The organism is Bacillus sp. FSL K6-3459, assembly GCF_038003305.1.
GTDB classification, from domain to species: domain Bacteria; phylum Bacillota; class Bacilli; order Bacillales; family Bacillaceae; genus Bacillus; species Bacillus pumilus_O.
This window is the reverse complement of sequence record NZ_JBBOOW010000001.1, coordinates 708,128-733,103: the sequence shown is the minus strand read 5'-3', so window position 1 is coordinate 733,103 and position 24,976 is coordinate 708,128. Positions and strand designations below refer to the sequence as shown.

Here is a 24,976-nt window from a genome sequence, read left to right as displayed (position 1 = left end):
TACAAATCAAAATAGAGAAATTGAGCTTTTTCAGTTACTTCATTTATTTATTGAATTCATCAACCGGAAGAAATATTCAGATTGATGTGTCTTATTCAGGTTATACCAAGAATGTAAGGTATCAGGTGTAAATACTTCTATTTTTTTCAGCACTTCCATTGCAAATTCTAAAGGGGCTATTCCTGATGCAGTAACTAAATTCGCATCAGATACCGCAGCTGCCAACTCATAGAACTTCTCTCCTTTATAGTTAGGACATACCATTTTAGTATATTCTAAGCTATTACTTGTATGCCTTCTAGTATTTAAGTATCCCCTATTCGCGAGCCCCTCTGTTGCACCACAAATTGCAGCAACAATAGTGCCCAGCTCTAAAGCTTGGCCAACTCTTTCCAAGATAGGTTGGTGAATGTCTTCACCCCAAGTCGTACCTCCTGGTAAAATGAAAAGATCTTTGTTCTCAAGGTTACATTCTTCAAGGGAAATATCTGGTTTTATACATAAACCTCCCATAGTCGTCTTTATTTGTTTATTAACTCCTACTGTAATTACTCTTAAAGGTGCTAAATCTTTTTTGAAATATCTACCTGAATTTAGTTCAGCAATTAAATATCCATATTCCCAGTCAGACATCGTATCAAATACATATAGATAAGCTTTTTGTGTTTGCATCCAATCACGCTCCAATCACAGTTGATATAGCGATTATAAAATAACTTCCCTGACAGTTAGCGTCAGGGAAGTTATCATACTTGGTGAAATTTTATTAAATCCGACAAAACTTCAATCATTCTTTTTTTAAGACTAATTGGCTCAACAACTTTAATAGATTTATTGTAAGGTAAAAGTAAATAAGGTACATATGTATGTATCATATCTTTTGGAAGAAGAAAAACTGCTTGATGTGAATCCCGTTCTTGTAAATAATGTCCTAAAAACCAATGTTGGCAAATATCAGCCAATACATTTTTATCCCCATGAATCACCAAGGAAATAATCTCTTCCTTATCTTTTAAAGTTGGTAGGAGACTGTTTATAAAAAAGTCACGTGCTGAAAAATTTTCTTGCTGGTCAAACTGATTTTCAGTCACCATTAGATTTTCAATTCGATCTACTCTAAAACTGCGCATATCATTTCTAAGATGACAAAATCCTATTACATACCACTTATTATTCCAATAGATCATTCTGTATGGATCGACACATCTATGATGTAATTGCTTTTCTCCACTTTTATGGTAAAGAATTTCCACCGTGTTTTTGGCCGCTATGGCCTTTTCCAACTTTTTCAAAGAAGGTTCCAAAGAGATTGAACTGGTTCGACTTATTACTTCAAGACTAGTTATATGTTGGTTTACCTTTGTTTCTTGCTCTTGATTTGAGTGTTTACTAAGTTTTGAGATGGCTCTTTGTAGCGCTTCACCTCCATAATATCCCGCTTCTTCTGCAAAAACAGCAGCGTGAAATAGTGAAATTTGCTCCTCAAAATCAAAAAATAGAGGAGCCTCTATAAAATTATTCATTAAACTATATCCACCGTTATGACCTGGCTCTGAAATGATAGGTACACCACTCGTTGAAAGTGTATCAATATAACGATAAACAGTTCTTATATTCATCTCTAACTTTTCTGAAATTTGTTTTGCAGTTATTTTTTTATCTGAGCGAAGCATCCATAGAATGGCTAACAGGTTGTCAACTTTAGGCATATAATACCTCCTTTATATGAGATTTATTTATACAATGTCCGGAACAACTATTCCTTTCCGGCAGCCTTCTATATATTGAAGCTCTACACACATTTGATTGAAAATCATATTTTCCTCTTGATTAGGCTTTACTGCATCAAGGCACATCTTTAGCCGACCTATAAGCTTTTTTTAAGTTTAATTCAGTTCATGCTGTCGCATACGGATAAGATCACGTTCTAATTGGCTTACCCCGCCATAACCGAATTTTAGAATTAGTTGTAGGGTATTATCTTCTGATATCTAGCTACATATTTTTTAATTTTAAATTTGTCTTTTAAATGATTTTACCTTTTTCCTCAATAGAGAAGTTAGATTTTTTTAATAAAATTGGGTATCCTAAACAACAAATCACAGGTCGTTTTTCTTATCTATTTCGCTAGGTTTCTATGAGAAACTATACAAATCAAGACCAATCACTGTAAAATATAGAGGATCTAATCAAAAATTGAGGTGTTTTCATTGTATACGGATCAACGAAAATCATTTTGGAAACAGAAAAAAGTCATCATTCCTATTCTTAGTATCATCGTAGTTGCTGCTGCTTTCTTTTTCTTAAAAGATTCTCTTTTCTCAAAAGAAAAAGAAGCTTTAAAAGCGGCTCAATCCTTTACAAAACAAATGGAGAAGAAAGATTTTACAAAGCTGGCTGATGAGGTAACAAGTGCGTCCTTGAAAGCCAATGACTTCTCAAAAAAACAACTAGCCGAAAAATACGACAATATCTTCAATGGAATTGGTGCTTATGATTTAAACATATCAAAGCTCAACGTAGAAAAACAGGACAAAGGAAATGGGTATCAATTTTCCTATGATGTGACAATGAAAACGTCATTTGGCAAGCTACACAAGCTTTCTTACAAGGGCGTTCTCTCAGAAGAAGATGACAAATGGAAAGTCGACTGGAAGCCAAATCTCATCTTCCCGCAAATGGAAAAGGGAGATACGATCAAAGTCAAATCAGACCCTGCTGTCCGAGGAAACATCGTCGACCGAAAAGGGCGTACCCTAGCAGAAACAACTGGTGGAAGCGCACTTGGCATCATTCCAGGAAAGCTTGGCACAGGGGAAGAAAAAGAACGCAATATCAAAAAAATCAGCAAGGCATTTGATATAGATGAAGAACTCATCGATAATCAGCTGAAACAAGCATGGGTCACAGACGACACGTTTGTCCCGCTCAAATCAATGTTAGAACAGAAGCCGATTCCAAAGGATATAAAAGGCGTCACCTATCAATTGAAGGAAATGCGTTACTATCCTTATAACAAAGCTGCCGCCCATCTCACCGGTTATGTTGGAAAAGCAAATGCAGATGATATCAAAAGAAATCCGGCATTAAAAGCAGATCAAATCATCGGCAAAACTGGCCTCGAATTCACATTTGACAAAAACTTGCGCGGACAAGATGGCGGAAGCATTTTAATCGTCCATGATGAAACAGGCATTGAAGAAACTTTGCAGAAATCAGATCGACAAGATGGAAAAACAGTGAAGCTGACCATTGATGCTTCTTTACAGAAAAAAGCCTATGAACAGCTGAAAGGTGAAAAAGGGGCCGTCACCATCATGAATCCATCATCAGGGGATCTATTAGCGCTTGTCAGCACCCCTTCCTATGATGTCAATCTCATGACAAACGGAATCACACCTAAGGAGTATCAGGCATACAGTGAAAACCCAGATCTCCCATTCCAAGCCCGGTACGCGAGCCGGTATGCACCAGGGTCTACATTCAAAACTATTACAGCAGCCATCGGGCTGGAAACAGGTGTCACAAAGCCTAATAAAGTACGCACCATCCATGGACTGAAATGGCAAAAAGATCAATCTTGGGGCAATTATCGCATTACGCGGGTTCACGATAAAGAAAACGTAAATATGGTTGATGCCCTCGTATACTCAGATAATATTTACTTCGGACAGGAAGCTCTGGAAATTGGCAAAGACGCCTATGAGAAAAAAGTCAAAGCATTCGGATTTGACGAAGATTTGCACATGCCATTTACAATGAAACCAGCACAAGTATCGAACGACGGCATTCAATCGGACATCCTACTTGCTGACTCGGCATATGGTCAAGGTGAATTACTCATGTCACCGATTGAACAAGTACATGCCTATTCTCCATTTGCAACAGGGGGCAAGCTTGTCTATCCTCGAGTCGTTCAAGATGAGAAAACAGCATCATCAAAACAAATCATCAAAGAAGACTCGGCAAATACAGTGAAAGACGCGCTCACTCAGGTCGTGACGAGTCCAAACGGTACAGCTCACTCCTTACAAATGGAAGGCGCTGATATCGCCGCTAAAACAGGAACGGCAGAACTGAAAAGCAAGCAAGGAGCAACAGACGGTTCTGAAAATGGATTTTTACTTGCATTTAATCCTAAAAAAGAAGATTACGTCCTCGTCGGTATGATTGAAGATGTAAAAAACCGCGGCGGTAGTGGACTCGTCATTCAAAAAATGAAGCCTGTCATCGCATCTTTTTATAAGTAAGCATTTAGAGACACAAACGCTTGTGTCTCTCAGCGTGTAGACAAACCTTCGCATTCGTTGTCAGGTCTGCGCGCCGGTGCTCACGAATGTCAAATTCGCTCCGCGCCAGTGCTCGGCCTTCCTAGACTTCAAAGGTTTTCTATCACGCTGAAAAGAAGACAAAGTGCTAAAATAAAGATCATTTTAGCACTTTGTCAACAATCTGAGAGACACAAACGCTTGTGTCTCTTTTTTCTAAATCATGACCATTTGCTATTGTTTTATAGTTCACCTTATGAATAAAATGAGAAGAATGCAAAATTGAAAACAGTTGATTGAAAGGAGGAAGTCTCATTGGCTATTGCTGCTCGTACAAAGGATAAACCTCAAAATTCCGTTACTGGATCGACGGTCTATCCCATTTTATTGATTATTGGCATTTGTCATATGCTCAATGACACTTTGCAAGCCGTTATTCCTGCCATGTTCCCTATTTTAGAACGTTCAATGGGGCTGACCTTTACACAATTAGGGCTCATTGCCTTTACATTAAATATGGTCTCCTCTGTGATGCAGCCTGCTATTGGGTGGTACACAGATAAAAGGCCGATGCCTTATGCACTCCCGATTGCTTTATTTTCTAGTGCTGTCGGAATATTCGGGCTTGCGTTTGCGCCTTCTTTTGCCACCATTTTGCTTTGCGTTGTCTTTATCGGACTCGGCTCTGCCATTTTCCATCCAGAGGGCTCTCGTGTTGCCAACATGGCAGCTGGTCCAAGACGAGGACTTGCACAATCCATCTATCAAGTAGGCGGAAATACAGGTCAAGCCTTTGCTCCACTTATCGCTGCATTAATGCTCGTCCCTCTCGGCCAGCCTGGCGTGGCTTGGTTTACGATTGTTGGAATGATTGCTGTTGGTTTCCTTCTTTATATTTCAAGATGGTACGCAAGAAGACTTCAAACCATTCGAGCTCAAGCGAAAAAGGCTCCAGCAAAAGCGGCAAGATCCGATATTCACCGTAAGTCAGCACTCACAGCACTTGGCATTATCGTCTTTCTCATCTTTGCCCGCTCTTGGTATGGAAATGCGATATCGAATTTCTATGCGTTTTATGCGATTGAACAATATGGATTGACGATTAAAGAATCACAGACTTATATTTTCTTATTTCTCATTCTAGGTGCAATTGGGACATTTTTAGGCGGGCCGCTTGCAGACCGCTTCGGCAAGAAAACCGTCATTTTAATTTCCTTATTGGCATCCTTTCCGCTTGCCTTGCTGCTGCCATTTGCCGGACCCGTTTTCGCTTATGTTTTACTTGGGCTGATTGGAGTCATTCTGACATCAAGCTTCTCTGTCACAGTTGTTTATGCTCAAGAACTATTTCCCGGGAAAATTGGCACAATGTCTGGTTTAACGGTTGGGCTTGCGTTTGGTATGGGTGCCATCGGCTCGGTTGCTTTAGGCTCATTTATTGATGCCTTCGGTTTAACGCCTACCATGATCGGGGTCGCTTTTTTACCGATATTAGGCATTCTGGCATTCTTACTACCTAGCGATCAAACCATCTCTAAATGGAATGAATCATAAAAAGGAAAAAACCGCTCAGTGATTGAGCGGTTTTTTCATATCTCATAAAAATGCGTATCAGGAACATGCTTCTTTGCAATAAATCCTTGCTGAAATTCTGGAAAGACTTTTTGCACCTGTTTAATCTTTTGATGAATTAAATCAGCATACGGAATATAGAGATGTTCCACTAGATTTTGATCTGTCATATAGTAATACCAATTCAGATTAAACGTATTCTCATCAATGATTGTAAAGGCAGAAAAATGATAGAACAAGAGTGGACATTCGTCGAGATACATATCCCCTTTCACAACGGAAAGCTTGTAGTTTTCAATATTCCAGATCGCGGCATTGGCTCCTTTAGATGTCACAACATGGACCCCTTCAAAATCATCGATCCATCTTTCAACATACCGCTGATCTCCATACGTTTTATTTTTTGTATCCATCTCGACTGTACAGTGTGCAAGACAGTTTTCCTTCCATTGTGTGACCGCACGTTTGGCAACATCTGTGTTACGGCAGCCGACAAATCCAGTATTAAAGCGGCCAGACAATTCATAAAAGTGATAGAACCGCTCGGAATTCATATGATCTGTCAAAAATAAGTGAGCAAGTGGATTCTCAGCAAAAATCGCCTCTGGATCATGATAAAAATACAAATCCGTATCCAAATGGGCGAGATAATCCGCTTCCGAGGATTCAAGGATTTTGAGCAGAAAAGCAGGCTTTAACGTCCAGCAATACTCATGAAACGTCCGATCATCCTTTGCCTTTCTCAGCTTGTCATCTTCAATATTTTCAAGCTGTTCATATTGAACGTGCGGATGAGGGAATTCACTTAACACCTGGTAAGCCAACGGGTCTGCACATAATACTGATAGTTTAAATGAACGTGCGGTTTGTTCAAGCGAATGAATGAGCGCCAAAAGCTTAAAAACATGGGTATTCGACACAATGGTTGTAAAATGATAAGACGCCATCTACAACACATCCACTTGAAACAAATCAACGCGTAATAGCTCTTTCGTCAGCCCTTGAATGGCTTCTACAAGCACTGTGCAACCATATTCCTGCCTTGCAAGCTGAGCTGCCTCAGACAGCTTTTTCAAAGGGACATGTCTCGCTGTCAGCTGATCTTTTTTATCGCGTTTGATTCCTACATTCCGCTCTGTGATCAAATGAAGCAGCTCTAAAAAATAAGAGAGCAGACCATCGAATACCGGATTTTCACGCAGCTGCCGAACCTCTTTTACAATGTCATTTGTAACGGTATGAGAAAACGGACCAGAGAAAGCCAGATGAACATCAATGGCATCAATATTGTTGTACTTCTCGCACATATACAAAATGTTATATTTAATGTCATCAAACGATGTTAAATTACTCGGATGTTCCTGATGCACGCTCATGATATCCTCTCGCAATTCAAAGGAAAGACCTAACTGATTTAGACGAATGCCTAAATCATAATCCTCAAACCCGTACCGAACGATATTTTCATCAAACATCCCGAGCGCGATGACATGCTTGCGTTTGACAGAAGAGTTATTCGTAATAAAAAATCGCCATGGCAGCTCATAAGAGCCTAAATCATAATTGTACGTGCGCAAAATGTCTTTGAGAATATCAATAAACTCAGACTGCAAATCAAAGCTTTTCTCTAGAAATGCACCATTCTCCACTTCTTGCATGGATAAAAGAGGCGTTTTATCTTTCATTTTCCGTTTATACAAACCTTGCTTTTTCAATCGCTTGATATGATCCTTATCAAATGCTTCGTAAAAATAACGATAAATCCGCTTCCAGCATACACCACAAATGACAAGGTCCTCTTGATCAGCATGTGCCTCCGCATGTTTTTGAATAAATTGCGGCTCTGCCAGCATATCGCTGTCATGGAATATTAGCAGGTCTCCTTCTGCCTCGCAAATGGCATGATTACGACCCTTGGCAATCCCTTGATTGACAGGAATACGCACCTTTTTAAACGGGAAATTCACCTCAATGTTCTCAAGCATTTCCATCGTGCCGTCCGTTGATCCATTATCAGCGACAATGACCTCAAACGGAATATCCGTATCCTGAAGCGTTAAGGAAAAAAGACTCCCTTCTAAACGCTCCTTGGCATTATAGCTTGGAATAATGACGCTTACCTTTGGCTTCTCATTCATGCGTCATCCTCCTCCACTTTGGCATAGCCGTTAAACAGCGGATCGACCTGCTCAACAGATTCAATCACATGACGTAGCACGTTTCGATAGGCTTCTTGGAAAAACGGCAGATCCTCTCTCCCCTTCTCATGAATTTGCTGCATCTCATCCTTGCTTACGATGCGAAAGCCACTGAAATGATAGCAAATGAGCGGATGCCCATCCTCCAGCAAAATTCGTCCATTTTCTTCCCGATAAGAATGCTGCCCATAGTTCCAATGACCAATGTTTACGCCTTTTGTTTGAATATCCTCCACTTTTTCAAACAGCTTCGGCATATGATCGAGATAACCTTGATCGCCAAACTTGCCTTCACCCGGCGCATTTTTGCATTCCTTCAAGCATTCTTCTTTCCACCAGCTAAGGCATTTCCGGCCGGCTTCATCTCCTTTAAAATGCAGGAAGCCTGAGTTATAGCGGCCTAAAAGCTTCTGAAGCATCCTCACTTCCTCAGGATCGAAGCTCGGAATCACAATATCTCCTCTCGAAAGTAAAACAGAGGCATCCGGCTGTTGTTGAAAAATCACTTGCGGGCTCTCATAAAAGAACAAATCCGCATCAAGATAGGTTACGCCCTCTGCCTGCTCCTGTTCAAATAACCACTCAATCCACATCGGCTTTAACGTCCAGCAATATTCCGAGGCATCCCGTTCCTCTTTTTTCTCCAGCAGCTCCGGCGTTTCGAGCTCACGTACATGAACAAGATCGACATGAGGAAAATTCATTTGATGAAGCAGATTAAATGCAGCATCATCCATACATAACGTCTTGATGACAGCACCATTTTCTACTTGCTTCAATGATAAGAAAAACGCAATGGCTTGATAAAGTCTTCCACTTGATAGAACCGTACAATATATGCTGTTCATCTACTTACACCTCTATTTTTGAAAGAATTCGCGGTACCATTCAATCGTCTTCTCTAACCCTTCATCAATGGAGTAGTCAGGCTTCCAATCAAGCAGCTTTCTCGCCTTTTCTGCCGACAAATATTGGTGCTTGATCTCATGCGTTCCTTGATTTAGAATACGAGGCTTCAGTTCACTGCCCATTGCCTTTAAAATCTTATCCACGAGCTCAAGAACCGTCAGCTGAATTTCATTACTAAAGTTAAATGCTTCTCCAGCGAGCCCTTTCTCCTCCATCTTCTCAGCTAGCAGCAAATAAGCCTTAACCGCATCTTCAATGTAGAAATAATCACGAATAAATGTCCCATCACTTCTAATTTCAGGCGCTTCCCCTTCCAGCACAAGCTGGATGGTTTGCGGAATGATTCTGTTGAAATTTAAATCCCCGCCCCCGTATAAATTGCCGCAGCGCGTGATACAAACCGGGAGACCATATGTGTTGTAATACGTGTGAGAAATTAAATCTGCACAGCTCTTTGATACATCATACGGATGTTTCCCATTTAGCGGCATGTCTTCATCGTATGGAAGCTGCTCCTGATCGCCGTATGCTTTATCACTTGATGCCACGATGACTCGTTTGATTAGCGGCTGTCTTCTACAAGCCTCTAGCACATTCCATGTCCCTAAAATATTGGCTTCAAATGTGGAAACAGGGTGTCTATTTGCAACCCCTACAATGGCTTGGGCAGCCAGATGGAAGACAGTATCAATTTCGTATTCTCCTAACGCACGTTCAATCGTTTGCATATCCTCCAATGCGCCTTGCACCACATTCATTTTTTCAAATTGACTACCTTGATATAAATTCGATCGTGGCACCTGATCACGCACAAGTCCGGTTACGTTTGCCCCTTGATCAATCAATTCCTTGACGAGATAGCTTCCCAATAACCCTGTACATCCAGTCACAAATACGTTTTTCCCATTCCAAAATCCGCTCATGCCGTCACCAAACCTTCCATGGTTGTTTTCCATTTGTCCACAAGCCATTGATTTCTTTCAAGTTCTTATACGTATCGATCGCTGTCCAAAATCCGTGATGCTCATAAACCGCAAGCTCTCCATCATTCGCCAGGTTTTGAAGAGGTTCTTCTTCAAACACACATTGATCATCGTCTGTCAAATAGTCAAATACCTTTGGAGACAACACAAAAAATCCTCCATTGATCATCCCGATACTGTCTGTCTTCTCAGAGAAGGATTGTGCCATCCCGTTATATACCTTCAACGTCCCGTACTGTGACTTCTTTTCAATTCCTGTGACAGTCGCAGCTGCCCCAAGATCTTGATGACGCTTCAGCAGATGAAACATATTGATATTGGCAAGTCCATCACCATACGTCATCATGAATGTCTCATCCCCAATGTAATCCTGTGCCTGCTTTAACCGTCCGCCTGTCATCGTATTCTCGCCCGTATCTAAAAAGGTGATTTTCCAGTTCTCTGACTTTCCTAAAAGTTTCATTTCCCCTGTTGCCATATCCAGCTTCATGCTGTGATGCCGCCAGTCGTAGTTCAGGAAATACTCTTTGATCTTCTCTCCTTTATATCCAAGCAATAAGATAAACTCATCTACTCCGTAATACTGATAGATTTTCATAATATGCCATAGAATAGGCCGATCTCCGATCATAGCAAGTGGTTTAGGAAGCGCTTGTGTGACCTCACTCATTCTCGTTCCCTTTCCTCCGCAGAGAATGACTGCTTTCATCTTCTCCCCTCATCTCTCTATGAAAATTTTTGATTAAAAACCTTATCTTTATGCGGAAAATCAGTACATGTATCCTCATACTTTGTCCGACATCAGGTTTTGAATCTACTCTATTCATATGTCGAAATGAGAGAGCGTGCCACCTAGCATTTAACTATTTTTACAAATAAAAAAAGAGCGAGATTTGTATTCTCACTCTTTCAAAGTTTAAATTGTATATTATCAGGGTAGATGGTATGATAAACATGTGCATTAGCAGCACAAACAGCCTCTTATTATTAAGAGACTACTAGATGGAATGAATTCAAGTGGCAGCTTGCTTCATTCACAATATGAATCACGGAGGTGAATTTCCATGGCACAAAACGTACTTTGTGAAGTGAACTCTTGCCGTTTTTGGGCTGATAACAGCTGTACGGCTTCTACCATTAAAATTGGTAAAAACACAATGACTGATGTGACTCGCAATGCTGAAACTGATTGCGAAACATTTGAAACAAAATAAGTAGTTTTTCTGAGATGAAGGAACTGGCAGGTTCCTTCTTTTCTTTTATCATTCTATCAAGAATGATAATTATTATCAAGTGTTTTTCACGAAACATTTCTCGGGAAATAATGACACGAAATTTCTCCATTCGTTGACGATTTTCACTCCTTTTTCTATACTCAACATATCCGAAGAAGAAAAAGTGGTGACCAATCAATGGATTTTACGATACGTTTTCTATCATTCTTTGTCGTAGAAATCGAAGGCAAAGATGAACAAGCAAATAAACGGTTCAAGCATTATCAAACATTAGATCAAGAGGAATTTGAACAAAGTGAACTGAAGGACTTTTTAGATGGTGAGCTAAAAAAAATCGTCAAACGAAAAGTGGACAGACACCCTAAATCAGAACAAGTACCAACCAAAATTGGCCGGTTCATTGTCGAGCCTGGTCATGAACTCGATTCAAATCCAAACTACAATTTATTTCATCAGACGAGATTTGCCGATACAAAAGAAGTATTTAATGAATGCAGTGAACAGTTTGTTCGCACGTATTTAGATACAAGTGCTGTCAGAGGCGGCGTTTTTTTAGTTGCGTCCGCCGTTCCTAAAAAGTACTTTGATGACTCCTTTGTTTTTATTATGAAATGCGATTTTGAACAGAAAGTCGCTTCTATCGCTGATACATCTACCTTGATCCAAAAAGTAGAAATGGCGATTACAACAAAAAACATGAAATCAATTCAATACCCATTTATGCCAGAAGAGGGCATGACGGAGGAAGCTGAAGTGAAAATTCACCAATCCTCACATGCTCGTTATTTTGAGGACTTTCTGAAATTTGTCGAATACGGGGAATCTATGCCCGAAATCATGAAATCACAGGTCATGAATATGGTGCAGGAACAAGTATTTGAAACATTACAGGATGAAAGTGAAGAATTAAAGCAGTTCGAAGAGGATCTTGAAATATGGGAAGCAAGTGAAAAGCGAGAAATTAGAGAAACACTCGATACAGAACAGGTCACACTAGCAGCTTCTCACATTGTGGAACAAACCCCTGATATCACAATGAAAATGCGTCTAGGTGAAACAGAAATCAAAGGACTTTTAGCCGACTTCGGCCACTCGATCCATATTGCGAAGGTCAACAATCGATATGTCGTGCTCGTCGAAGCAGACCAAATCGTCTTTGAAAAAGGAAGCACACCTGTTGAATTCCATAAACCAAATGGATTAAAAGAGGTTGTCAGCCAGCTCACGCAAAAAGCCTACGATTCAGACTTAGAATAAGACAATATAAACTGTCTCCTGCGCTCAGCTGCATGAGGCAGTTTTTTGATATAAAGCTATATTTTTTTACGCTGCACTAGAAGAAACTTGCTGCCCGCCTCTTACCCACATGCTGACTAGCATGAGGCTTATGACGAGCATCAGCCAAAAGACGCTGTTTGTTCCGAAAAACTGGATCAATGTATACCCACACAAAGGCCCTAAAGCAGCCCCCATATCTTGAACAAAAGAATAGCTGGCAAGAAAACGGTTCTTATCTGTTTGAGCAGAAGCTTTTTGAAAGGCAAGCGTATCGGTGAACGTTGTGACAACCGTTGCCAGCAGCTGAATCAAAAGCAGCATCAATAAGAACCAGCCGCTTACCTTCAGCATGACTCCAAGAAAACTGAGCCCTCCAAATGAAAGAAACATCCAGCAAAGCATTCGTTCCTTCATCACAAGCCGATCAAACCATTTGCCCGTTCTCGGTGCGAGAAATGGTTCCCATCCCCACCTGAGTGCTTGAATCACACCGCTTAAAGCCGAAGCTCCGATGACAAAGCCAAACAGAGTCAATTCATCCTGATCGATCTTTGCTTCAATGACATGACTTAGCGTGGATGCGAATAAACCTTGGATGATCAGTGCGATCAGCATGCCTGTTATTAGTACTTTTACCACATCTCGTGTAAACCACTTTTGTTTGATGCCATGATACACCTGAATGTCTTCTCTCTTTTCAATTTCATCCAGCGATACATAAAAAATGCATCCCATCAATGTGAGCAAGCCAAAGACTAGCGTCATGGACTGGAAACCGATCAAGCTAGCAAAGATTCCGCCACATAACATGCCAAATAAACTACCAAGCCGGTAAAGCCCATTATAAAGCCCCGTCAAATGTCCCTGTGAACTTTCGTCCATTTCAGCCAAAACCCTCATCCCGCTCATACGGAGTAATGTCCAAGCAAGACCCCATGCGCAGCGGCAGATCAACAGCAGCCAAAAGCCGCTCACCCCATATAATATTGTGGTCACTGATGCGATCAAAATCGCGATCAATACACCCGTTTTCATTGGGATATAGCGATAGAGCCACCATACGACAGGTGCTAGCGGGATACGAATGAATCGATTGATAGACAGCAGTAACCCGACCTCCCAAATGGATGATAAACCAATCTCTTTCCAATAGACTGGAAGAACAATATAGAGCATTGAATCCCCAATAAGTGCAAATGCTGTGATGAGCGATATTGACACAACTTGCTTTTGACGACGATCCATTTTTTCTTCCCCCTTCGCTACCTTTACGATAAGGGATGCTTTATAATAAATCTAATGAATGTTTTTGATTGATTTATCAAAATAATTGATAGGTGGTGCGAATTTGAATTTACATGCCCTTCGGATTTTTGCAAAGGTTGCAGAGACAAAAAGCGTCACACAAACTGCAGATGTACTCTCTTTAACACAGCCAGCTGTGACGGCCCAGCTTAGAAGCATTGAACGCGAGATCGGATTTCGCCTTTTTAAACGAAACGGCCGAGGAATTAAGCTCACAGAAATGGGAAAGATGCTGTACCCTTATGCCCGGCAAGTATTTGAGGCTGAAAAGGAAGTAGAATATCAGATCACGCTATTGCAAAATGGGAAGAAGGGGCGCCTCCGCATCGCTTCTACCTACGTACCACTCAACTTTTTGCTGCCTGATTGGCTGGCTGCATTTAAAACGGCATCTCCACAGACAGAAATTGAATTAAAAAGTGGAAACTCCGCTCAAGTGATTGAGAGCCTGCTTCAATATGAATCAGATGTCGCCATCGCCGTAATTGAAGATTTGCATCATGAGGAGATCGTGACCTCTCATTTGACGAATTTAAGCTATGATTTTGTTGTGCCAGTAGACCATCCGTTGAACGGAAAAACCGTTCCGTTAGAGCGTCTGAGTCTGGAGCCTTTTTTGATGCGTGAAGAAGGCAGCTCCACAAGAGATAAGCTCTTTTCCCTGTTCACATCGAAAGGAATTAAAAAACCGACTGTTGATTTACAATTCAGCGGTGTTCATGAAGCGATTCAAATGATCAAAGCTGGCTATGGGATCACGCTTGTTCCCCGTGATGCGGTTCAAGGTAGTCTCAAGAGGAATGAGATTGGACGTGTATATATCGAAGGCGTAGAAATCGTCAGACCTGTTGTGATTTGCAAACGAGCGAATGATCTTGAAGAAAATAGAACCGTGGATGCCTTTCTGCAAACGAAAGAGATCGGTCCATTTAAGGAGCCGGCTGCAAATTAAAAAAAGTGCCTGTATGAGAAACAGGCACTTTTATCTATTCTGCTGGCTGCACGATGTCATACGGTATAGCCTTTGAGGCTTTCACTAATTGTTCTGGTGTAATCAGTATTTCATTTCCCCATTCACCTGCTCCAACGCCTAATATTTCTTCCTCTAATAGCGAAGCTTCAATGATGGTGCGGAAGCCTTCTGGCTGCCAGCAAAACGGCGGTATTGAGCCAATTCGGTAGCCCGTCACTTCTAGAACCTTCTCTGGTGATGCCATTTTAATATTACGGGAGCCAGCCGCTTTCTTTAGTTTCCCTGATTTAATATGCTGGTCAGCGCCAACCATCACAAGCAGTTGCTCCCCTTCCCCTGTTTCAAAAATCAATGTTTTGATCATTTGTCTCTCACGAAAACCAAGAGCTGCTGCTACATTTGCGGCTCCCTTCTCTGTTTCGGAAGAAAATGTTTTGATCTCATATGGGATGTCGTGTTTGTCCAAAAAGTCATGTGCCGGTAATTTTTTCAATCAATTGAACCCCTTTCTTTAAGATTTCTTTCATTTAGCTTATCACAATCCTCTCATCCTTAAGATGTATTTTTCAATGAAAAGCCTCTAGGTCCTTATTCCCCATGCTATACTGAACTTGTTTTTGGAAAGGAGCTGGGTGGATATGGGAAACAAATTTTGGTGTTATATAGGCAGTAAAAGCCTTCTCATGCTGAGTGATATTCTATTTGTGATGACCATCACATTTGTGATCTATCAAGATACACAATCTGTTGCGTATGCGGCTCTATTTCCGTTAATAAGAACGCTATGTCAGCTATTAGCTGGGCTCATCTCTCCTGTGTTGGCAGATCACTTTCAAGCAGGCCGGCTATTGAAATGGGTCCCGCTTTTACGTCTTGGGATGCTCATCGTGTTTACTGCCCAATTTCATTTCTTTGAGCAGCATATGGTTTGGCTATTTGTTGCACTTATTCTCATTTCCATCTCAGGGGGGTTTATCAGTCCTTTATTACAGGCCATCATGCCGGTGCTTGTGCCAGCACATCAGCTTGTGAAAGCGAATAGTACAGCCTCCATTTTTCAACAAACGGTTCAAATTGCTGGCTATTCGTTTACTGGAATGCTTGTCCTGTTCATTGGTCCCTTTTATTTAATGTGGATCACTTGTTTGATGATTGTGTTGTCTTATTTGTTTTTCACCCCTGTCTTTCCTCTTCTTGAGCAAGAAGATACCGTTCGAAAAGCAAATAAGATGAACAGTGTCAAGGATGGCTGGAAGATCATTTGGACAAACAAAACTATTCGCACCCTGACCTTTATGGATGTGTGTGAAAATATAGCAGGCGCTGTGTGGATCGGTGCAATTACGCTTGCCTTTGTCACACAAGATTTAAACGAAAGTGAAGATTGGTGGGGGTTTATCAATGCCGCTTATTATACCGGCGCCATTCTAGGCGGGCTCTTGGCTGCGTGGATAAGCCGGTTCATTCAAAAGCAGCTTCTTCTCTTTATGGCTGCTGGTTCATTCATTTATGCAGCGCTGACCATTGTCTATTCACTGAACAGCCTGCCGTGGCTTGCTTTGCTGCTTTGTATTTTGATGGGGCCTGCTTATCAAATTCGAGATGTTTCACAGCAGACCATTCTTCAAACGGAAACGCCCGTCCGAGATTTATCAAAGGTGTACTCGGCTCATTATGTCCTTTCCTCAGTATCTGTCGGTTTATCTATTTACTTTGTTGGATTGATTGCGGATGCATTCGGAGCGAGAACTGTGTATTTGCTGGGCGGTTTGTTTGTACTCGTCTGTTCCGGGATTGCCATCCTCGCTTTTATGAGGCAGAAAAAAAAGAGCGGCTGATTCATGCAGCGGCTCTTTTACTTTTCCTTTAACATTGTGAACATATCACGCGCCATCGCTTCTAAAATATACACAACTGGCGTCTGTGTCGTAATATTGGCTCTATGAACCCGTTCGTCTGTCACGTAATAAGCAATGTTTAGATCTGAAATGCGCGAAATCGTGCAGTGCTGATTGTTGGTAATACTAATGATTTTGCTTCCTTCTCTTTTTAACTTCGAAATATGATCAATCGTAATACTGTTCTCCCCGGATACAGACAGCACAATGGTGACACTATTGTCTAAATACTGCATATTCATCGGGAAAAACGGATCATTAATGTAAAATGAAAATTTCTCAAGACTTGAAAAATACCTTGCCCCATACTGCGCCAAAATACCAGAGCTACCAGTACCAATAAACAGCACATTTTTTGCATCGGCAATGAGGCTTGCTGCCTCTTTAATCTTTCCTTCAAAGTCCCCTTTTAGGGTACGTTCAATAAATTCATATAAAAAGTGCTGGGTGCTTTTTAAAGTAGGTGTCCGCTCTGATTCTAAATACATTTTGAGTTTCACTTTAAACTCTGAAAAACCTTCACAATTCACTTTTCGGCAAAAGCGAAGGACAGACGAGGTGGAGATATGGGCTGCATCTGCTAAGTCCCGAATTCTCATATACACGACCTTTTCACTGTTTTCCATGATGTATCGGTATAAAGCGCTTTCTAGTTCATTAAAGCTGGAAATAACCTCACTTGAAAACATCTGACTTCCCCTTTCTCCAACAGCATGTCACAATGTGTTTCTTTTATGTAACAAATCTCTAAATAGGGCACCCTTGCCTAAAGACGCTGAAGTCATTTACGCACGAGACGCTCTCACGATAAGCTATAGATGTACAAACAAAAGAATTGGCTTTTCTCTATTATAACATTGCGCGTTACATTATTCGGAGGTGCAGCACATGGCAAAAGGATTAAAGGTTGTCACAATTGGCGGAGGATCAAGCTATACACCAGAACTTGTAGAAGGATTTATTAAACGGTACGATGAATTTCCGATTAGCGAGCTTTGGCTTGTCGATATTGAAGCGGGAAAAGAAAAGCTTGAAATCGTCGGAGATCTTGCAAAACGAATGGTCAAAAAAGCAGGACTTCCAATCGATGTTCATTTAACATTAGATCGCCGAAAAGCGCTTGCAGGCGCTGACTTCGTCACAACACAATTCCGTGTCGGACTTCTTGAAGCACGTATGAAGGATGAACGCATTCCTTTAAAATATGATGTCATTGGTCAGGAAACGAATGGTCCAGGAGGTCTATTCAAAGGACTTCGTACCATTCCAGTCATTTTGGATATTGTGAAAGATATTGAAGAACTATGCCCAGATGCATGGCTTGTGAATTTCACCAACCCAGCTGGTATGGTCACAGAAGCCGTTCTTCGCTATTCAAACCATCGCAAAGTCGTTGGCTTATGCAACGTGCCAATCGGTATTCGCATGGGCATTGCCAAAGGACTTGATGTCGACGCAAGCAGAGTCGAAGTCAGCTTTGCTGGATTAAACCATATGGTCTTCGGGCTCAACGTATTCTTAGATGGTAAAAGCATCATGGATCAAGTCATTGAAGACATGGCAGATCCAAACTCTACGATGTCAATGAACAATATTCAAGCCATTCCGTGGGATGCTGATTTCTTAAAAGGGCTCGGCGTGATTCCATGTCCATATCACCGCTACTACTACAAAACAAGTGATATGCTGGCTGAAGAAAAGAAAGCAGCAGAGAATGAAGGAACTCGTGCAGAAGTCGTTCGTGCACTTGAAAATGACTTGTTCGAACTGTACAAAGACCCTGATCTTGATATCAAGCCACCACAGCTTGAAAAACGAGGCGGTGCCTACTACAGTGATGCCGCTTGTAACTTGATTGCATCGATTTATAACGACAAGCATGATATTCAGCCTGTGAACACCATTAACAATGGTGCCATCAGTGACATTCCGAATGATTCTGCTGTAGAACTGAACTGCGTCATCACAAAAGACGGCCCTAAACCAATCGCTGTTGGCGAAATGCCAGTCGCAGTCAAAGGACTGATTTCTCAAATTAAATCCTTTGAACGTGTTGCCGCTGAAGCAGCCGTGACAGGAGATTACAACACAGCACTTGTCGCAATGACGATCAACCCGCTCGTCCCATCAGATGCGATTGCAAAAAGCATCCTAGATGAGATGCTAGAAGCACACAAAGAATATTTACCACAATTCTTCAATAAAGTAGAAGCATAAAACAGAACCGCACTTGTCAAAAGTGCGGTTTTCTTATTTCTCTGTAAACAACTGATCCATCTGAGGGCGGTCATAGTCTAATAGCCAGTGCTGTAAGCCCTCATAGACGGGCCGAAGACGCTCATCATCTGCCGCAATAAGATCACAGCCACGATCATCATATAAGTGGAAAATCATCTGTTTTGAGAGATTGATGAGATAAATTTCATAACCAAGCTTCCCGTTCAAAATTTGATTCGGTGCATAGAAATCCTCTTGGCATATGGCATGCAGCAGTGGGCGTAATCGTATATCTTGTAGCTGGCAAGTCAACGTAAATCTCTCCAAGGTCAGGGGCTCATCTAGTTCTGATATGACATAGGTCAAAAGCTAGTGACGCAATCGTTTGCGTACTTGCCGGCGAACATACTTCTGATAAACTAGGAGCTTTTTCTTCATTAATTCATGTTCATGCTGCGTATAGACATCTGTGACAAATAGAATATCGTCTTCTGGATCAAAAGCATATCTGACAATTTTCAAAGCACGATCCCCTGCTTTTTCTAATACAACCGATTCTTCTCCTAATGACCAATCTGCCACTTCAAAGCGAAGCCCAAAAGGCCATTCATAAAAAAGAGGAGGCGTGAGGACAAGATCCGGAAAATGACTTTTAAAAAAACTATTGATTTGATCGCTCATGTCATGTCCTTCCATTGGTTTTATTTCTTATTTTACCGTTGAAACTGATGGGAATACAATTGGAAATAAACTGTCATTTCTTATATGATAGAAAGAGATGGAGGTGTGACCAATTGAAAAAATGGTTTTTACAGGTGTTCCTCACCGCATTGATCACTATGTGGCTACAGGCTGGACTTGATCAGGTAAATGTCATTCATCTTTCCAATGTCTGGGTAGATGTCAGCAGCTGGATTTTGATCTTCTTTGTCATCTACGCACTTTTTGAATGGACAGCTCACATTTTAGTAAAACGGAAAAGCGTTCATCGCTAAACATCTCTTTTATAGAGATGTTTTTTCTTGAAACTCCTCTTGTACGAGTTCATGAATGACGCCCATTCCTGCTTGACTGCCAGCAGCAGCTGCAAGAACAAGTTGAGCAGGGCCGCCTAAATTGTCACCGCATGCAAAGACACCGCTGACGGTTGTACGTCCAAGAATATCTGTTTCAATGCCGCCATTTTTCGTCATTTGACAGCCTAATATTTCAGCAAATGGAGCTGACTGCTTAAATTCACTTGCGACAAATCCGCCTTCTCTATTCACTGTTTCCCCATCCGCAAGGTGAAGAGAGTGCATTTGTCCATTCTCATGATGAATGGACATAATCGGTACATCAATGACTTGTATAGAATGTGCTGATAGCAATGCCTTCTCCTCTTCAGCAAACACTTGCTTCCCATTCGTAAACACAATTAAATCCTTTGTCCAATTGGAAAGAAGTTTAGCCATATGCAAAGCACGTGAATTCTTAGCAATGAGCGCAAGCGGCTTGTCCTTTAGCTCCCAGCCATCACAGAAAGGACAGGTAAACAACGTCTTTCCATACACTTCATGAATCCCCTTCATCTCTGGCAATATATCCTTTAGTCCTGTTGCCAATATGATTTTCTTCGCTTCAAATCTTTCTTCCTCTTGTGTCAGTAACGTAAAGTTGTCCTTATTTTTTTGTATCTCAACAATTCTGCTTCGTTTGATTTGGATATGAGAGTAGTTTTGAAGATCTGCTTCTCCCGCTTGTCTGATCTCAAACGGTGTCATTCCATCGTTTGTAATAAATCCATGTGATTCCTGAGTCACTCGATTTCTCGGTAACTCGTCATCGAATACAATGACCTGTTTTCTGCCCCGCCCCACAACAAGTGCTGCACTTAATCCAGCTGGTCCGCCTCCAATGATGGCACAATCTAATAACATATCAATCTCTCCTTTTTATTCAAGACTTTAAAGACTCTTAATATCTATAATTTATTCAAAAAAAATCACATCTTGAAAAATGGATTTTTTTCTGTCTGCTCAATTTGGCTAGCGATATCAACTAGCCGCTTTTGACTAAGTGTTTCTTGCATTTTCGTTTCAACATCCTGCATGGCTTGTTCAATCAAACAACCATCATGAGGCATGAAAGAATCATGTTCTAAGGAACAACGAAATAAATTGGTTTGACCTTCTACCGCTTGAATGACGTCTAAAAATGAAATATCCTCTTTCTTTTTCAGAATGGTGTAACCACCTTTTGCGCCAGGTGTTGATTCAATCAATCCTGCCTTCACAAGCTTTGTTAAAATTTTAGATAAATAGGTGGCTGAAAGGTCTTGCATCTTAGCGAGAGGCTCAACGCCTATTGCTTTTCCCTTTGGAGCAAGTGTTAAAAAGACCATCGTATGAAGTGCATAGTTGGTCGCTTTAGAATATTTCATCAGAAGATTTCCTTTCTATCCATTATAGATCTTTTATATCTGTAATTGATCATAAAAGATTCAAGAAGAAAAAGCAAGTATTGTGAATCTGCTTCTTTTTTCATTCCACATTTCGCATTTCCTTCCGATAATAGAGGTAAGCACGAATAAAAGCTTGATGAAGACTAGAAGGAGTGAAGAGAAATGTCAGATCAACAGCAAAATGCAGTACACGAAGAAGAAGATGAATTTAACGTATACGACATGATTCCACCCGCAGGAACAATCATTGGAGAAGCAACAGAAGAAGAAATGGAAGCTGCGGCAGCATTAGAAGTGAGACATGTTGCGTTCATACGCCTTCAAGACATGTTCATTCAATTTGATGGCTCGTCTTACAAAGACTTATTAAAAGACTTCCAAGAATTTGAATATGATTCCACAAAATTCTGGAGAGGTATTGCTAAACGACTTCAAATTCCATACGAATGGCCAATCCGACTCGACCATGCAAACGGCCCTATTTATATTGGTGAAACAGAAGATAGCCGTGAGGTTGAGGAGAGTGCGGAGTAAGGACATGGTGACCCCCTTTTGAAAAGGGGGTCTTTTCGTCTCCTTCACAATCCATCGATTGAAAAAAATAAGCAATATGAGCATTGTAACGCCCATATTGCTTATTCTCGTGTTATGTTAACTTTGGCCAAAAGGCTTGATTTGCTACAATTAAGTCGTCTAAAATATCCTTTGCTACATTAGCACTCGGCACCGTTTTCGATAAGGTAATGGCCTGCCATAGTTTTTGATAGGACCCTTCTTCAAATGCTTCTACTACTAATTTTTCTACGCCAACTTGCTGCTCCATGAGGCTTTTTTGAAATCTAGGAATTTCTCCAACCACTAATTTTTCTGGACCGTTGCTGCCAACGATACAAGGAATTTCGACCATGGCTGTTGGATCAAAGTTCATGATGGCGCCATTGTTCTCCACAATCATCAGCATCCGTTCCTTTTTATTAAAAGCAATGGCTCTTGCCAAATCAACGATATAAGAAGCGTGCTCATCAATGGCTAGCTTTGTTTCCTTTGCAGTTCCTCTATCAATGATGGCCTGACATTCACTAAAAACAAAGGCTTCCCGCCCCTCCATCACTTCATTGGCACGCGTGAACGCAATATTTGAATGTGCCACTTCTTCATCTGGAAATAGATAGTATTTCAAATACGTATTCGGTACGGTTTTTGGATCAAGTGCTTGAATATCTTTGGCTTTTTTTAATGTGCTGTTCCAGCTCTTTTGCTGTTCTAGTTCAGATGTTCCATCTGTTGCATAACCATGCTGGCTTACATGCTGAATGACCTCAGGCATTAAGCTATTTCCTTTTTTATCTCGAATATCTGTCCACCAGCCAAAATGATTCAAACCATAGTAATCTACTTCCAGTTCTTTACGGGAAGATAAGCCTAAATTCTTTGCAATCAATTCTTCAATTCCAATTGGCATATCACATATGTTTAAAATTTTGGCATTCGGTCTTAACTTACGAGTAGCCTCTGCTACTATCGCTGCAGGGTTAGAATAATTTAACATCCAAGCTTCAGGTGAGTATTTTTCCATATAATCTACAAGTTCTAATACACCTGGAATAGATCGCATACCGTAAGCTATTCCCCCTGGACCGCATGTTTCCTGTCCAACTACTCCATGCTTTAATGGAATTTTCTCATCTAATTCACGCATGGCATATTTGCCGACACGGATATGTGCCATTACAAAATCGACTTGAGTAAAAGCTTCTTCTGGGTCAGTACTTGCCAGTAGTCGCACTTCTGGTGCTCGTTCTTTTAACATAATCTCACATGCATCCGCAATTGTCTTTTGTCTAGCTTCATCATTATCATAGAGTTTTATAGTATGAATTGGGAACTCTTCTAAATAGTTTAACAGCATTAAAATGATCCCTGGTGTAAAAGTACTTCCGCCTCCGGCAATGGTAATATTAAATGTTTTTTTCATGATATCCAGCTCCTTTTTCAATCAATTTAAAGTTTTGCCTCAAAGGACTCTCTCACTTGCGGTACACTTAAGCCAACAATGATTTGAATGCTTTGACCACTCTTAGCCATTCCGTGTGCCATTTTATGTTTTGTGAAGTATTCCCTATCTTTCACCAAGCTAGGGTCAATCACTGTAATACGCAGACGTGTAGCACAGTTTGTCACATCTTTAATATTTTCTTTTCCACCAAGTCCTCCTAAAAAATAAACGGCTTTCTCTTCATACTCAGACGCATAAACGGGCGCTTCCTTTTTGCCATGATCTTTTTTATTAGCATTCTCATAATCTTGTTTTGTATATAGCCTAGTCTCCTTCTCATGTTTTCGTCCTGGTAATGGAATATCAAATTTCACAATCACCCATCTAAATATGACAAAATACAATGCTGTAAATAGAAGTCCAATGATGGACTGGATCAGATAAGTCCCTCCATGATTTGAAGAGAGCGGAATCCAGTTCAATGCAGCTATTTCTATAAGCCCTGAACCCATCATTCCGACAACACCAAACATATTCATGATTGTCACCATGGTCGCTCCAAGAAGTGCATGTATGACAAATAAGTAAGGCGCGAGAAACAGAAATGTAAATTCAAGTGGTTCTGTAATTCCGGCAAATACCGCTGTTAATGTGGCGGGTAATACCAATGCGAGAACCTTTTTTCTGTTTTCCTTCGGTGTAGAAAAATACATCGCTAGAGCTATCCCTAAACAGCCGAACATCTTAATATTTCCATGCAGTAAAAATCCGTATGGATATACATCCTTCAAATCGGAAGTTGAGGTCGCAAATTCATTTAAGTGAGCAATCCAATATGGTTTTAACCCTCCATTTACTGCCGCTGGACCAAACTCAAAAGGTGTATAAATAAAATGGTGAAGTCCTGTTGGAATCAACACCCTTTCCAAGAAATGAAACAGCCAGACACCAATATAACCAGACTGTGACATAAAGCCTTGGAGAGATTGAATTCCCTGCTGAACATAGGGCCATACAAAAGCCACGATAAAAGCAATAGGAATCATCACAAAGAATCCGATGATGGCAACAAAGACAAGCCCTTGGAAAATCCCGAGCATTTCAGGCAGTTTTTGATCATAAAAACGATTATGAATCCAAATGACGATTCCTGATATCGCCACCGCACCAATGATACTTGTATCGAGCGTAGGGATACCTGCAATTTCTTTTACACCCGCTACGTTCTCGACTCCTTGCGATAAATCAACACCAAAAGTGGACGGCCAAAGTGTCAATATAGCATGAATATAATTGTTAAATACAAGATAAATCATTAAAGCCGCGAGCGTAGCACGTGCTTGCGCTTTTTTTGCAAGAGAGATTGGCAAGCCAATCACAAATGCCAGCTCCATATGATTGAAAATCGTCCATCCTCCACTTTCAATCAGTGTCCAAATCTTATACCACATTGTACCTTCTGCAGCCACCTCCCCCATAATCGCTGGATTCTTGCATAATGTCGCAAGACCGACAACAATACCAAAAAACGCGAATAAAAGGACTGGAACTACCATAGCACTACCAAATCGCTTGATTGCATTCATAAGCATCACCCCTTTGTTTGATCCATAACACCACTGTAAAGGGAGCGCTTACAAAAACCAATAGGATTGACGTATTTAGAAATCAAGTTGTAACATTAGATTATATTTTCACAGG

23 protein-coding genes and 1 pseudogene are annotated in these 24,976 nt (G+C 40.9%); 9 read left to right on the top strand and 15 right to left on the bottom strand.

The features are described from left to right. Positions 1–39: 39 nt before the first annotated feature. Together MHI35_RS03465 and MHI35_RS03460 are read right to left on the bottom strand one after the other, a co-directional pair. Entirely contained in the window at positions 40–672 is a 633-nt protein-coding gene (locus MHI35_RS03465) for a type 1 glutamine amidotransferase family protein (protein WP_335349153.1), read from the bottom strand. A 74-nt stretch (positions 673–746) separates the two neighbouring features. After that, a complete protein-coding gene (locus MHI35_RS03460) occupies positions 747–1,709 on the bottom strand; it encodes a helix-turn-helix transcriptional regulator (RefSeq protein WP_144523484.1) in 963 nt (320 codons plus the stop codon). Between the two features lie 501 nt (positions 1,710–2,210). Here MHI35_RS03460 and pbp4 point away from each other — a divergent pair. Next, positions 2,211–4,250, top strand: a complete 2,040-nt coding sequence (pbp4, locus tag MHI35_RS03455; RefSeq protein ID WP_335349152.1) for a penicillin-binding protein PBP4(5) — start codon at positions 2,211–2,213, stop codon at positions 4,248–4,250. A gap of 333 nt (positions 4,251–4,583) precedes the next feature. Further along, positions 4,584–5,822, top strand: coding sequence for an MFS transporter (locus MHI35_RS03450; RefSeq protein WP_211063741.1), 1,239 nt, complete (start codon positions 4,584–4,586; stop codon positions 5,820–5,822). Positions 5,823–5,857: 35 nt separating this feature from the next. On the opposite strand, the gene MHI35_RS03445 is transcribed toward MHI35_RS03450, so the two are convergent. The 5 genes from MHI35_RS03445 to rfbF are packed head-to-tail and all read right to left on the bottom strand — an operon-like array spanning position 5,858 to position 10,639. Further along, positions 5,858–6,787 (bottom strand): putative nucleotide-diphospho-sugar transferase, encoded by a 930-nt coding sequence (locus MHI35_RS03445; protein ID WP_211063742.1) that lies wholly within the window; start codon positions 6,785–6,787, stop codon positions 5,858–5,860. Next, positions 6,788–7,978 carry a glycosyltransferase family 2 protein gene (locus MHI35_RS03440; protein ID WP_211063743.1) on the bottom strand — a complete coding sequence of 397 codons (1,191 nt, stop codon included), beginning with the start codon at positions 7,976–7,978 and terminating at the stop codon, positions 6,788–6,790. Beyond that, positions 7,975–8,886, bottom strand: a complete 912-nt coding sequence (locus MHI35_RS03435; RefSeq protein ID WP_211063744.1) for a putative nucleotide-diphospho-sugar transferase — start codon at positions 8,884–8,886, stop codon at positions 7,975–7,977. The genes MHI35_RS03440 and MHI35_RS03435 overlap by 4 nt, the downstream gene beginning before the upstream one ends. A gap of 12 nt (positions 8,887–8,898) precedes the next feature. After that, positions 8,899–9,870 (bottom strand): GDP-mannose 4,6-dehydratase, encoded by a 972-nt coding sequence (locus tag MHI35_RS03430; RefSeq protein WP_041816148.1) that lies wholly within the window; start codon positions 9,868–9,870, stop codon positions 8,899–8,901. 4 nt (positions 9,871–9,874) lie between these two features. Then, a complete protein-coding gene (gene rfbF, locus MHI35_RS03425) occupies positions 9,875–10,639 on the bottom strand; it encodes a glucose-1-phosphate cytidylyltransferase (protein ID WP_211063746.1) in 765 nt (254 codons plus the stop codon). A 355-nt stretch (positions 10,640–10,994) separates the two neighbouring features. Between rfbF and MHI35_RS03420 the strand changes: the two genes are divergently transcribed. Both MHI35_RS03420 and MHI35_RS03415 read left to right on the top strand, forming a co-directional pair. After that, positions 10,995–11,144, top strand: coding sequence for a DUF1540 domain-containing protein (locus tag MHI35_RS03420; protein ID WP_003213883.1), 150 nt, complete (start codon positions 10,995–10,997; stop codon positions 11,142–11,144). A 198-nt stretch (positions 11,145–11,342) separates the two neighbouring features. Further along, the gene (locus tag MHI35_RS03415) at positions 11,343–12,422 is read left to right on the top strand and encodes a DUF3900 domain-containing protein (protein WP_211063747.1); all 1,080 of its coding nucleotides are present in this window, start codon (positions 11,343–11,345) and stop codon (positions 12,420–12,422) included. A 66-nt stretch (positions 12,423–12,488) separates the two neighbouring features. Here the strand turns inward: MHI35_RS03415 and MHI35_RS03410 are convergent, their stop codons facing one another. Next, positions 12,489–13,688: an MFS transporter gene (locus MHI35_RS03410; protein WP_211063748.1), complete on the bottom strand. Its 1,200-nt coding sequence runs from the start codon at positions 13,686–13,688 to the stop codon at positions 12,489–12,491. 103 nt (positions 13,689–13,791) lie between these two features. Between MHI35_RS03410 and MHI35_RS03405 the strand changes: the two genes are divergently transcribed. Then, on the top strand, positions 13,792–14,700 hold the full coding sequence (locus MHI35_RS03405; RefSeq protein WP_211063749.1) for a LysR family transcriptional regulator: 909 nt from the start codon (positions 13,792–13,794) through the stop codon (positions 14,698–14,700). Positions 14,701–14,734: 34 nt separating this feature from the next. Here MHI35_RS03405 and MHI35_RS03400 read toward each other — a convergent pair whose 3' ends face one another. Continuing rightward, positions 14,735–15,214: an aminoacyl-tRNA deacylase gene (locus tag MHI35_RS03400; protein WP_211063750.1), complete on the bottom strand. Its 480-nt coding sequence runs from the start codon at positions 15,212–15,214 to the stop codon at positions 14,735–14,737. A 145-nt stretch (positions 15,215–15,359) separates the two neighbouring features. Here MHI35_RS03400 and MHI35_RS03395 point away from each other — a divergent pair, with 145 nt between their 5' ends. Continuing rightward, complete coding sequence (locus MHI35_RS03395) at positions 15,360–16,559, top strand: MFS transporter (protein WP_211063751.1); 1,200 nt, start codon at positions 15,360–15,362, stop codon at positions 16,557–16,559. 17 nt (positions 16,560–16,576) lie between these two features. On the opposite strand, the gene MHI35_RS03390 is transcribed toward MHI35_RS03395, so the two are convergent. Beyond that, positions 16,577–17,308, bottom strand: coding sequence for a MurR/RpiR family transcriptional regulator (locus tag MHI35_RS03390; RefSeq protein WP_335349151.1), 732 nt, complete (start codon positions 17,306–17,308; stop codon positions 16,577–16,579). A 199-nt stretch (positions 17,309–17,507) separates the two neighbouring features. On the opposite strand from MHI35_RS03390, the gene MHI35_RS03385 reads away from it, so the two are divergent. Next, positions 17,508–18,836 (top strand): 6-phospho-beta-glucosidase, encoded by a 1,329-nt coding sequence (locus tag MHI35_RS03385; protein WP_012009206.1) that lies wholly within the window; start codon positions 17,508–17,510, stop codon positions 18,834–18,836. Between the two features lie 33 nt (positions 18,837–18,869). On the opposite strand, the pseudogene MHI35_RS18865 reads toward MHI35_RS03385, so the two are convergent. Continuing rightward, positions 18,870–19,517: pseudogene (locus MHI35_RS18865) on the bottom strand (DUF3885 domain-containing protein). 113 nt (positions 19,518–19,630) lie between these two features. Between MHI35_RS18865 and MHI35_RS03370 the strand changes: the two are divergent. Beyond that, entirely contained in the window at positions 19,631–19,831 is a 201-nt protein-coding gene (locus tag MHI35_RS03370) for a hypothetical protein (protein WP_211063754.1), read from the top strand. Between the two features lie 9 nt (positions 19,832–19,840). Here the strand turns inward: MHI35_RS03370 and MHI35_RS03365 are convergent, their stop codons facing one another. Further along, positions 19,841–20,755 (bottom strand): NAD(P)/FAD-dependent oxidoreductase, encoded by a 915-nt coding sequence (locus MHI35_RS03365; protein ID WP_211063755.1) that lies wholly within the window; start codon positions 20,753–20,755, stop codon positions 19,841–19,843. A 65-nt stretch (positions 20,756–20,820) separates the two neighbouring features. Beyond that, positions 20,821–21,258: an Rrf2 family transcriptional regulator gene (locus MHI35_RS03360; RefSeq protein WP_119124532.1), complete on the bottom strand. Its 438-nt coding sequence runs from the start codon at positions 21,256–21,258 to the stop codon at positions 20,821–20,823. Positions 21,259–21,441: 183 nt separating this feature from the next. Between MHI35_RS03360 and MHI35_RS03355 the strand changes: the two genes are divergently transcribed. Continuing rightward, a complete protein-coding gene (locus MHI35_RS03355; protein WP_335349148.1) occupies positions 21,442–21,813 on the top strand; it encodes a hypothetical protein in 372 nt (123 codons plus the stop codon). Positions 21,814–21,925: 112 nt separating this feature from the next. Here MHI35_RS03355 and MHI35_RS03350 read toward each other — a convergent pair whose 3' ends face one another. Then, positions 21,926–23,254 carry a 6-phospho-alpha-glucosidase gene (locus MHI35_RS03350; RefSeq protein ID WP_335349147.1) on the bottom strand — a complete coding sequence of 443 codons (1,329 nt, stop codon included), beginning with the start codon at positions 23,252–23,254 and terminating at the stop codon, positions 21,926–21,928. A 26-nt stretch (positions 23,255–23,280) separates the two neighbouring features. After that, a complete protein-coding gene (locus MHI35_RS03345; RefSeq protein ID WP_335349146.1) occupies positions 23,281–24,861 on the bottom strand; it encodes an alpha-glucoside-specific PTS transporter subunit IIBC in 1,581 nt (526 codons plus the stop codon). Positions 24,862–24,976: the final 115 nt, after the last annotated feature.

Excerpts from the sequence above, each read along its gene's own strand:
- MHI35_RS03465 (WP_335349153.1), bottom strand. The coding sequence starts at position 672 with ATGCAAACACAAAAAGCTTATCTATATGTATTTGATACGATGTCTGAC.
- MHI35_RS03460 (WP_144523484.1), bottom strand. The coding sequence starts at position 1,709 with ATGCCTAAAGTTGACAACCTGTTAGCCATTCTATGGATGCTTCGCTCA.
- MHI35_RS03445 (WP_211063742.1), bottom strand. The coding sequence starts at position 6,787 with ATGGCGTCTTATCATTTTACAACCATTGTGTCGAATACCCATGTTTTT.
- MHI35_RS03440 (WP_211063743.1), bottom strand. The coding sequence starts at position 7,978 with ATGAATGAGAAGCCAAAGGTAAGCGTCATTATTCCAAGCTATAATGCC.
- MHI35_RS03435 (WP_211063744.1), bottom strand. The coding sequence starts at position 8,886 with ATGAACAGCATATATTGTACGGTTCTATCAAGTGGAAGACTTTATCAA.
- MHI35_RS03430 (WP_041816148.1), bottom strand. The coding sequence starts at position 9,870 with ATGAGCGGATTTTGGAATGGGAAAAACGTATTTGTGACTGGATGTACA.
- rfbF (WP_211063746.1), bottom strand. The coding sequence starts at position 10,639 with ATGAAAGCAGTCATTCTCTGCGGAGGAAAGGGAACGAGAATGAGTGAG.
- MHI35_RS03420 (WP_003213883.1), top strand. The coding sequence starts at position 10,995 with ATGGCACAAAACGTACTTTGTGAAGTGAACTCTTGCCGTTTTTGGGCT.
- MHI35_RS03415 (WP_211063747.1), top strand. The coding sequence starts at position 11,343 with ATGGATTTTACGATACGTTTTCTATCATTCTTTGTCGTAGAAATCGAA.
- MHI35_RS03410 (WP_211063748.1), bottom strand. The coding sequence starts at position 13,688 with ATGGATCGTCGTCAAAAGCAAGTTGTGTCAATATCGCTCATCACAGCA.
- MHI35_RS03395 (WP_211063751.1), top strand. The coding sequence starts at position 15,360 with ATGGGAAACAAATTTTGGTGTTATATAGGCAGTAAAAGCCTTCTCATG.
- MHI35_RS03390 (WP_335349151.1), bottom strand. The coding sequence starts at position 17,308 with ATGTTTTCAAGTGAGGTTATTTCCAGCTTTAATGAACTAGAAAGCGCT.
- MHI35_RS03385 (WP_012009206.1), top strand. The coding sequence starts at position 17,508 with ATGGCAAAAGGATTAAAGGTTGTCACAATTGGCGGAGGATCAAGCTAT.
- MHI35_RS03365 (WP_211063755.1), bottom strand. The coding sequence starts at position 20,755 with ATGTTATTAGATTGTGCCATCATTGGAGGCGGACCAGCTGGATTAAGT.
- MHI35_RS03360 (WP_119124532.1), bottom strand. The coding sequence starts at position 21,258 with ATGAAATATTCTAAAGCGACCAACTATGCACTTCATACGATGGTCTTT.
- MHI35_RS03355 (WP_335349148.1), top strand. The coding sequence starts at position 21,442 with ATGTCAGATCAACAGCAAAATGCAGTACACGAAGAAGAAGATGAATTT.
- MHI35_RS03350 (WP_335349147.1), bottom strand. The coding sequence starts at position 23,254 with ATGAAAAAAACATTTAATATTACCATTGCCGGAGGCGGAAGTACTTTT.
- MHI35_RS03345 (WP_335349146.1), bottom strand. The coding sequence starts at position 24,861 with ATGAATGCAATCAAGCGATTTGGTAGTGCTATGGTAGTTCCAGTCCTT.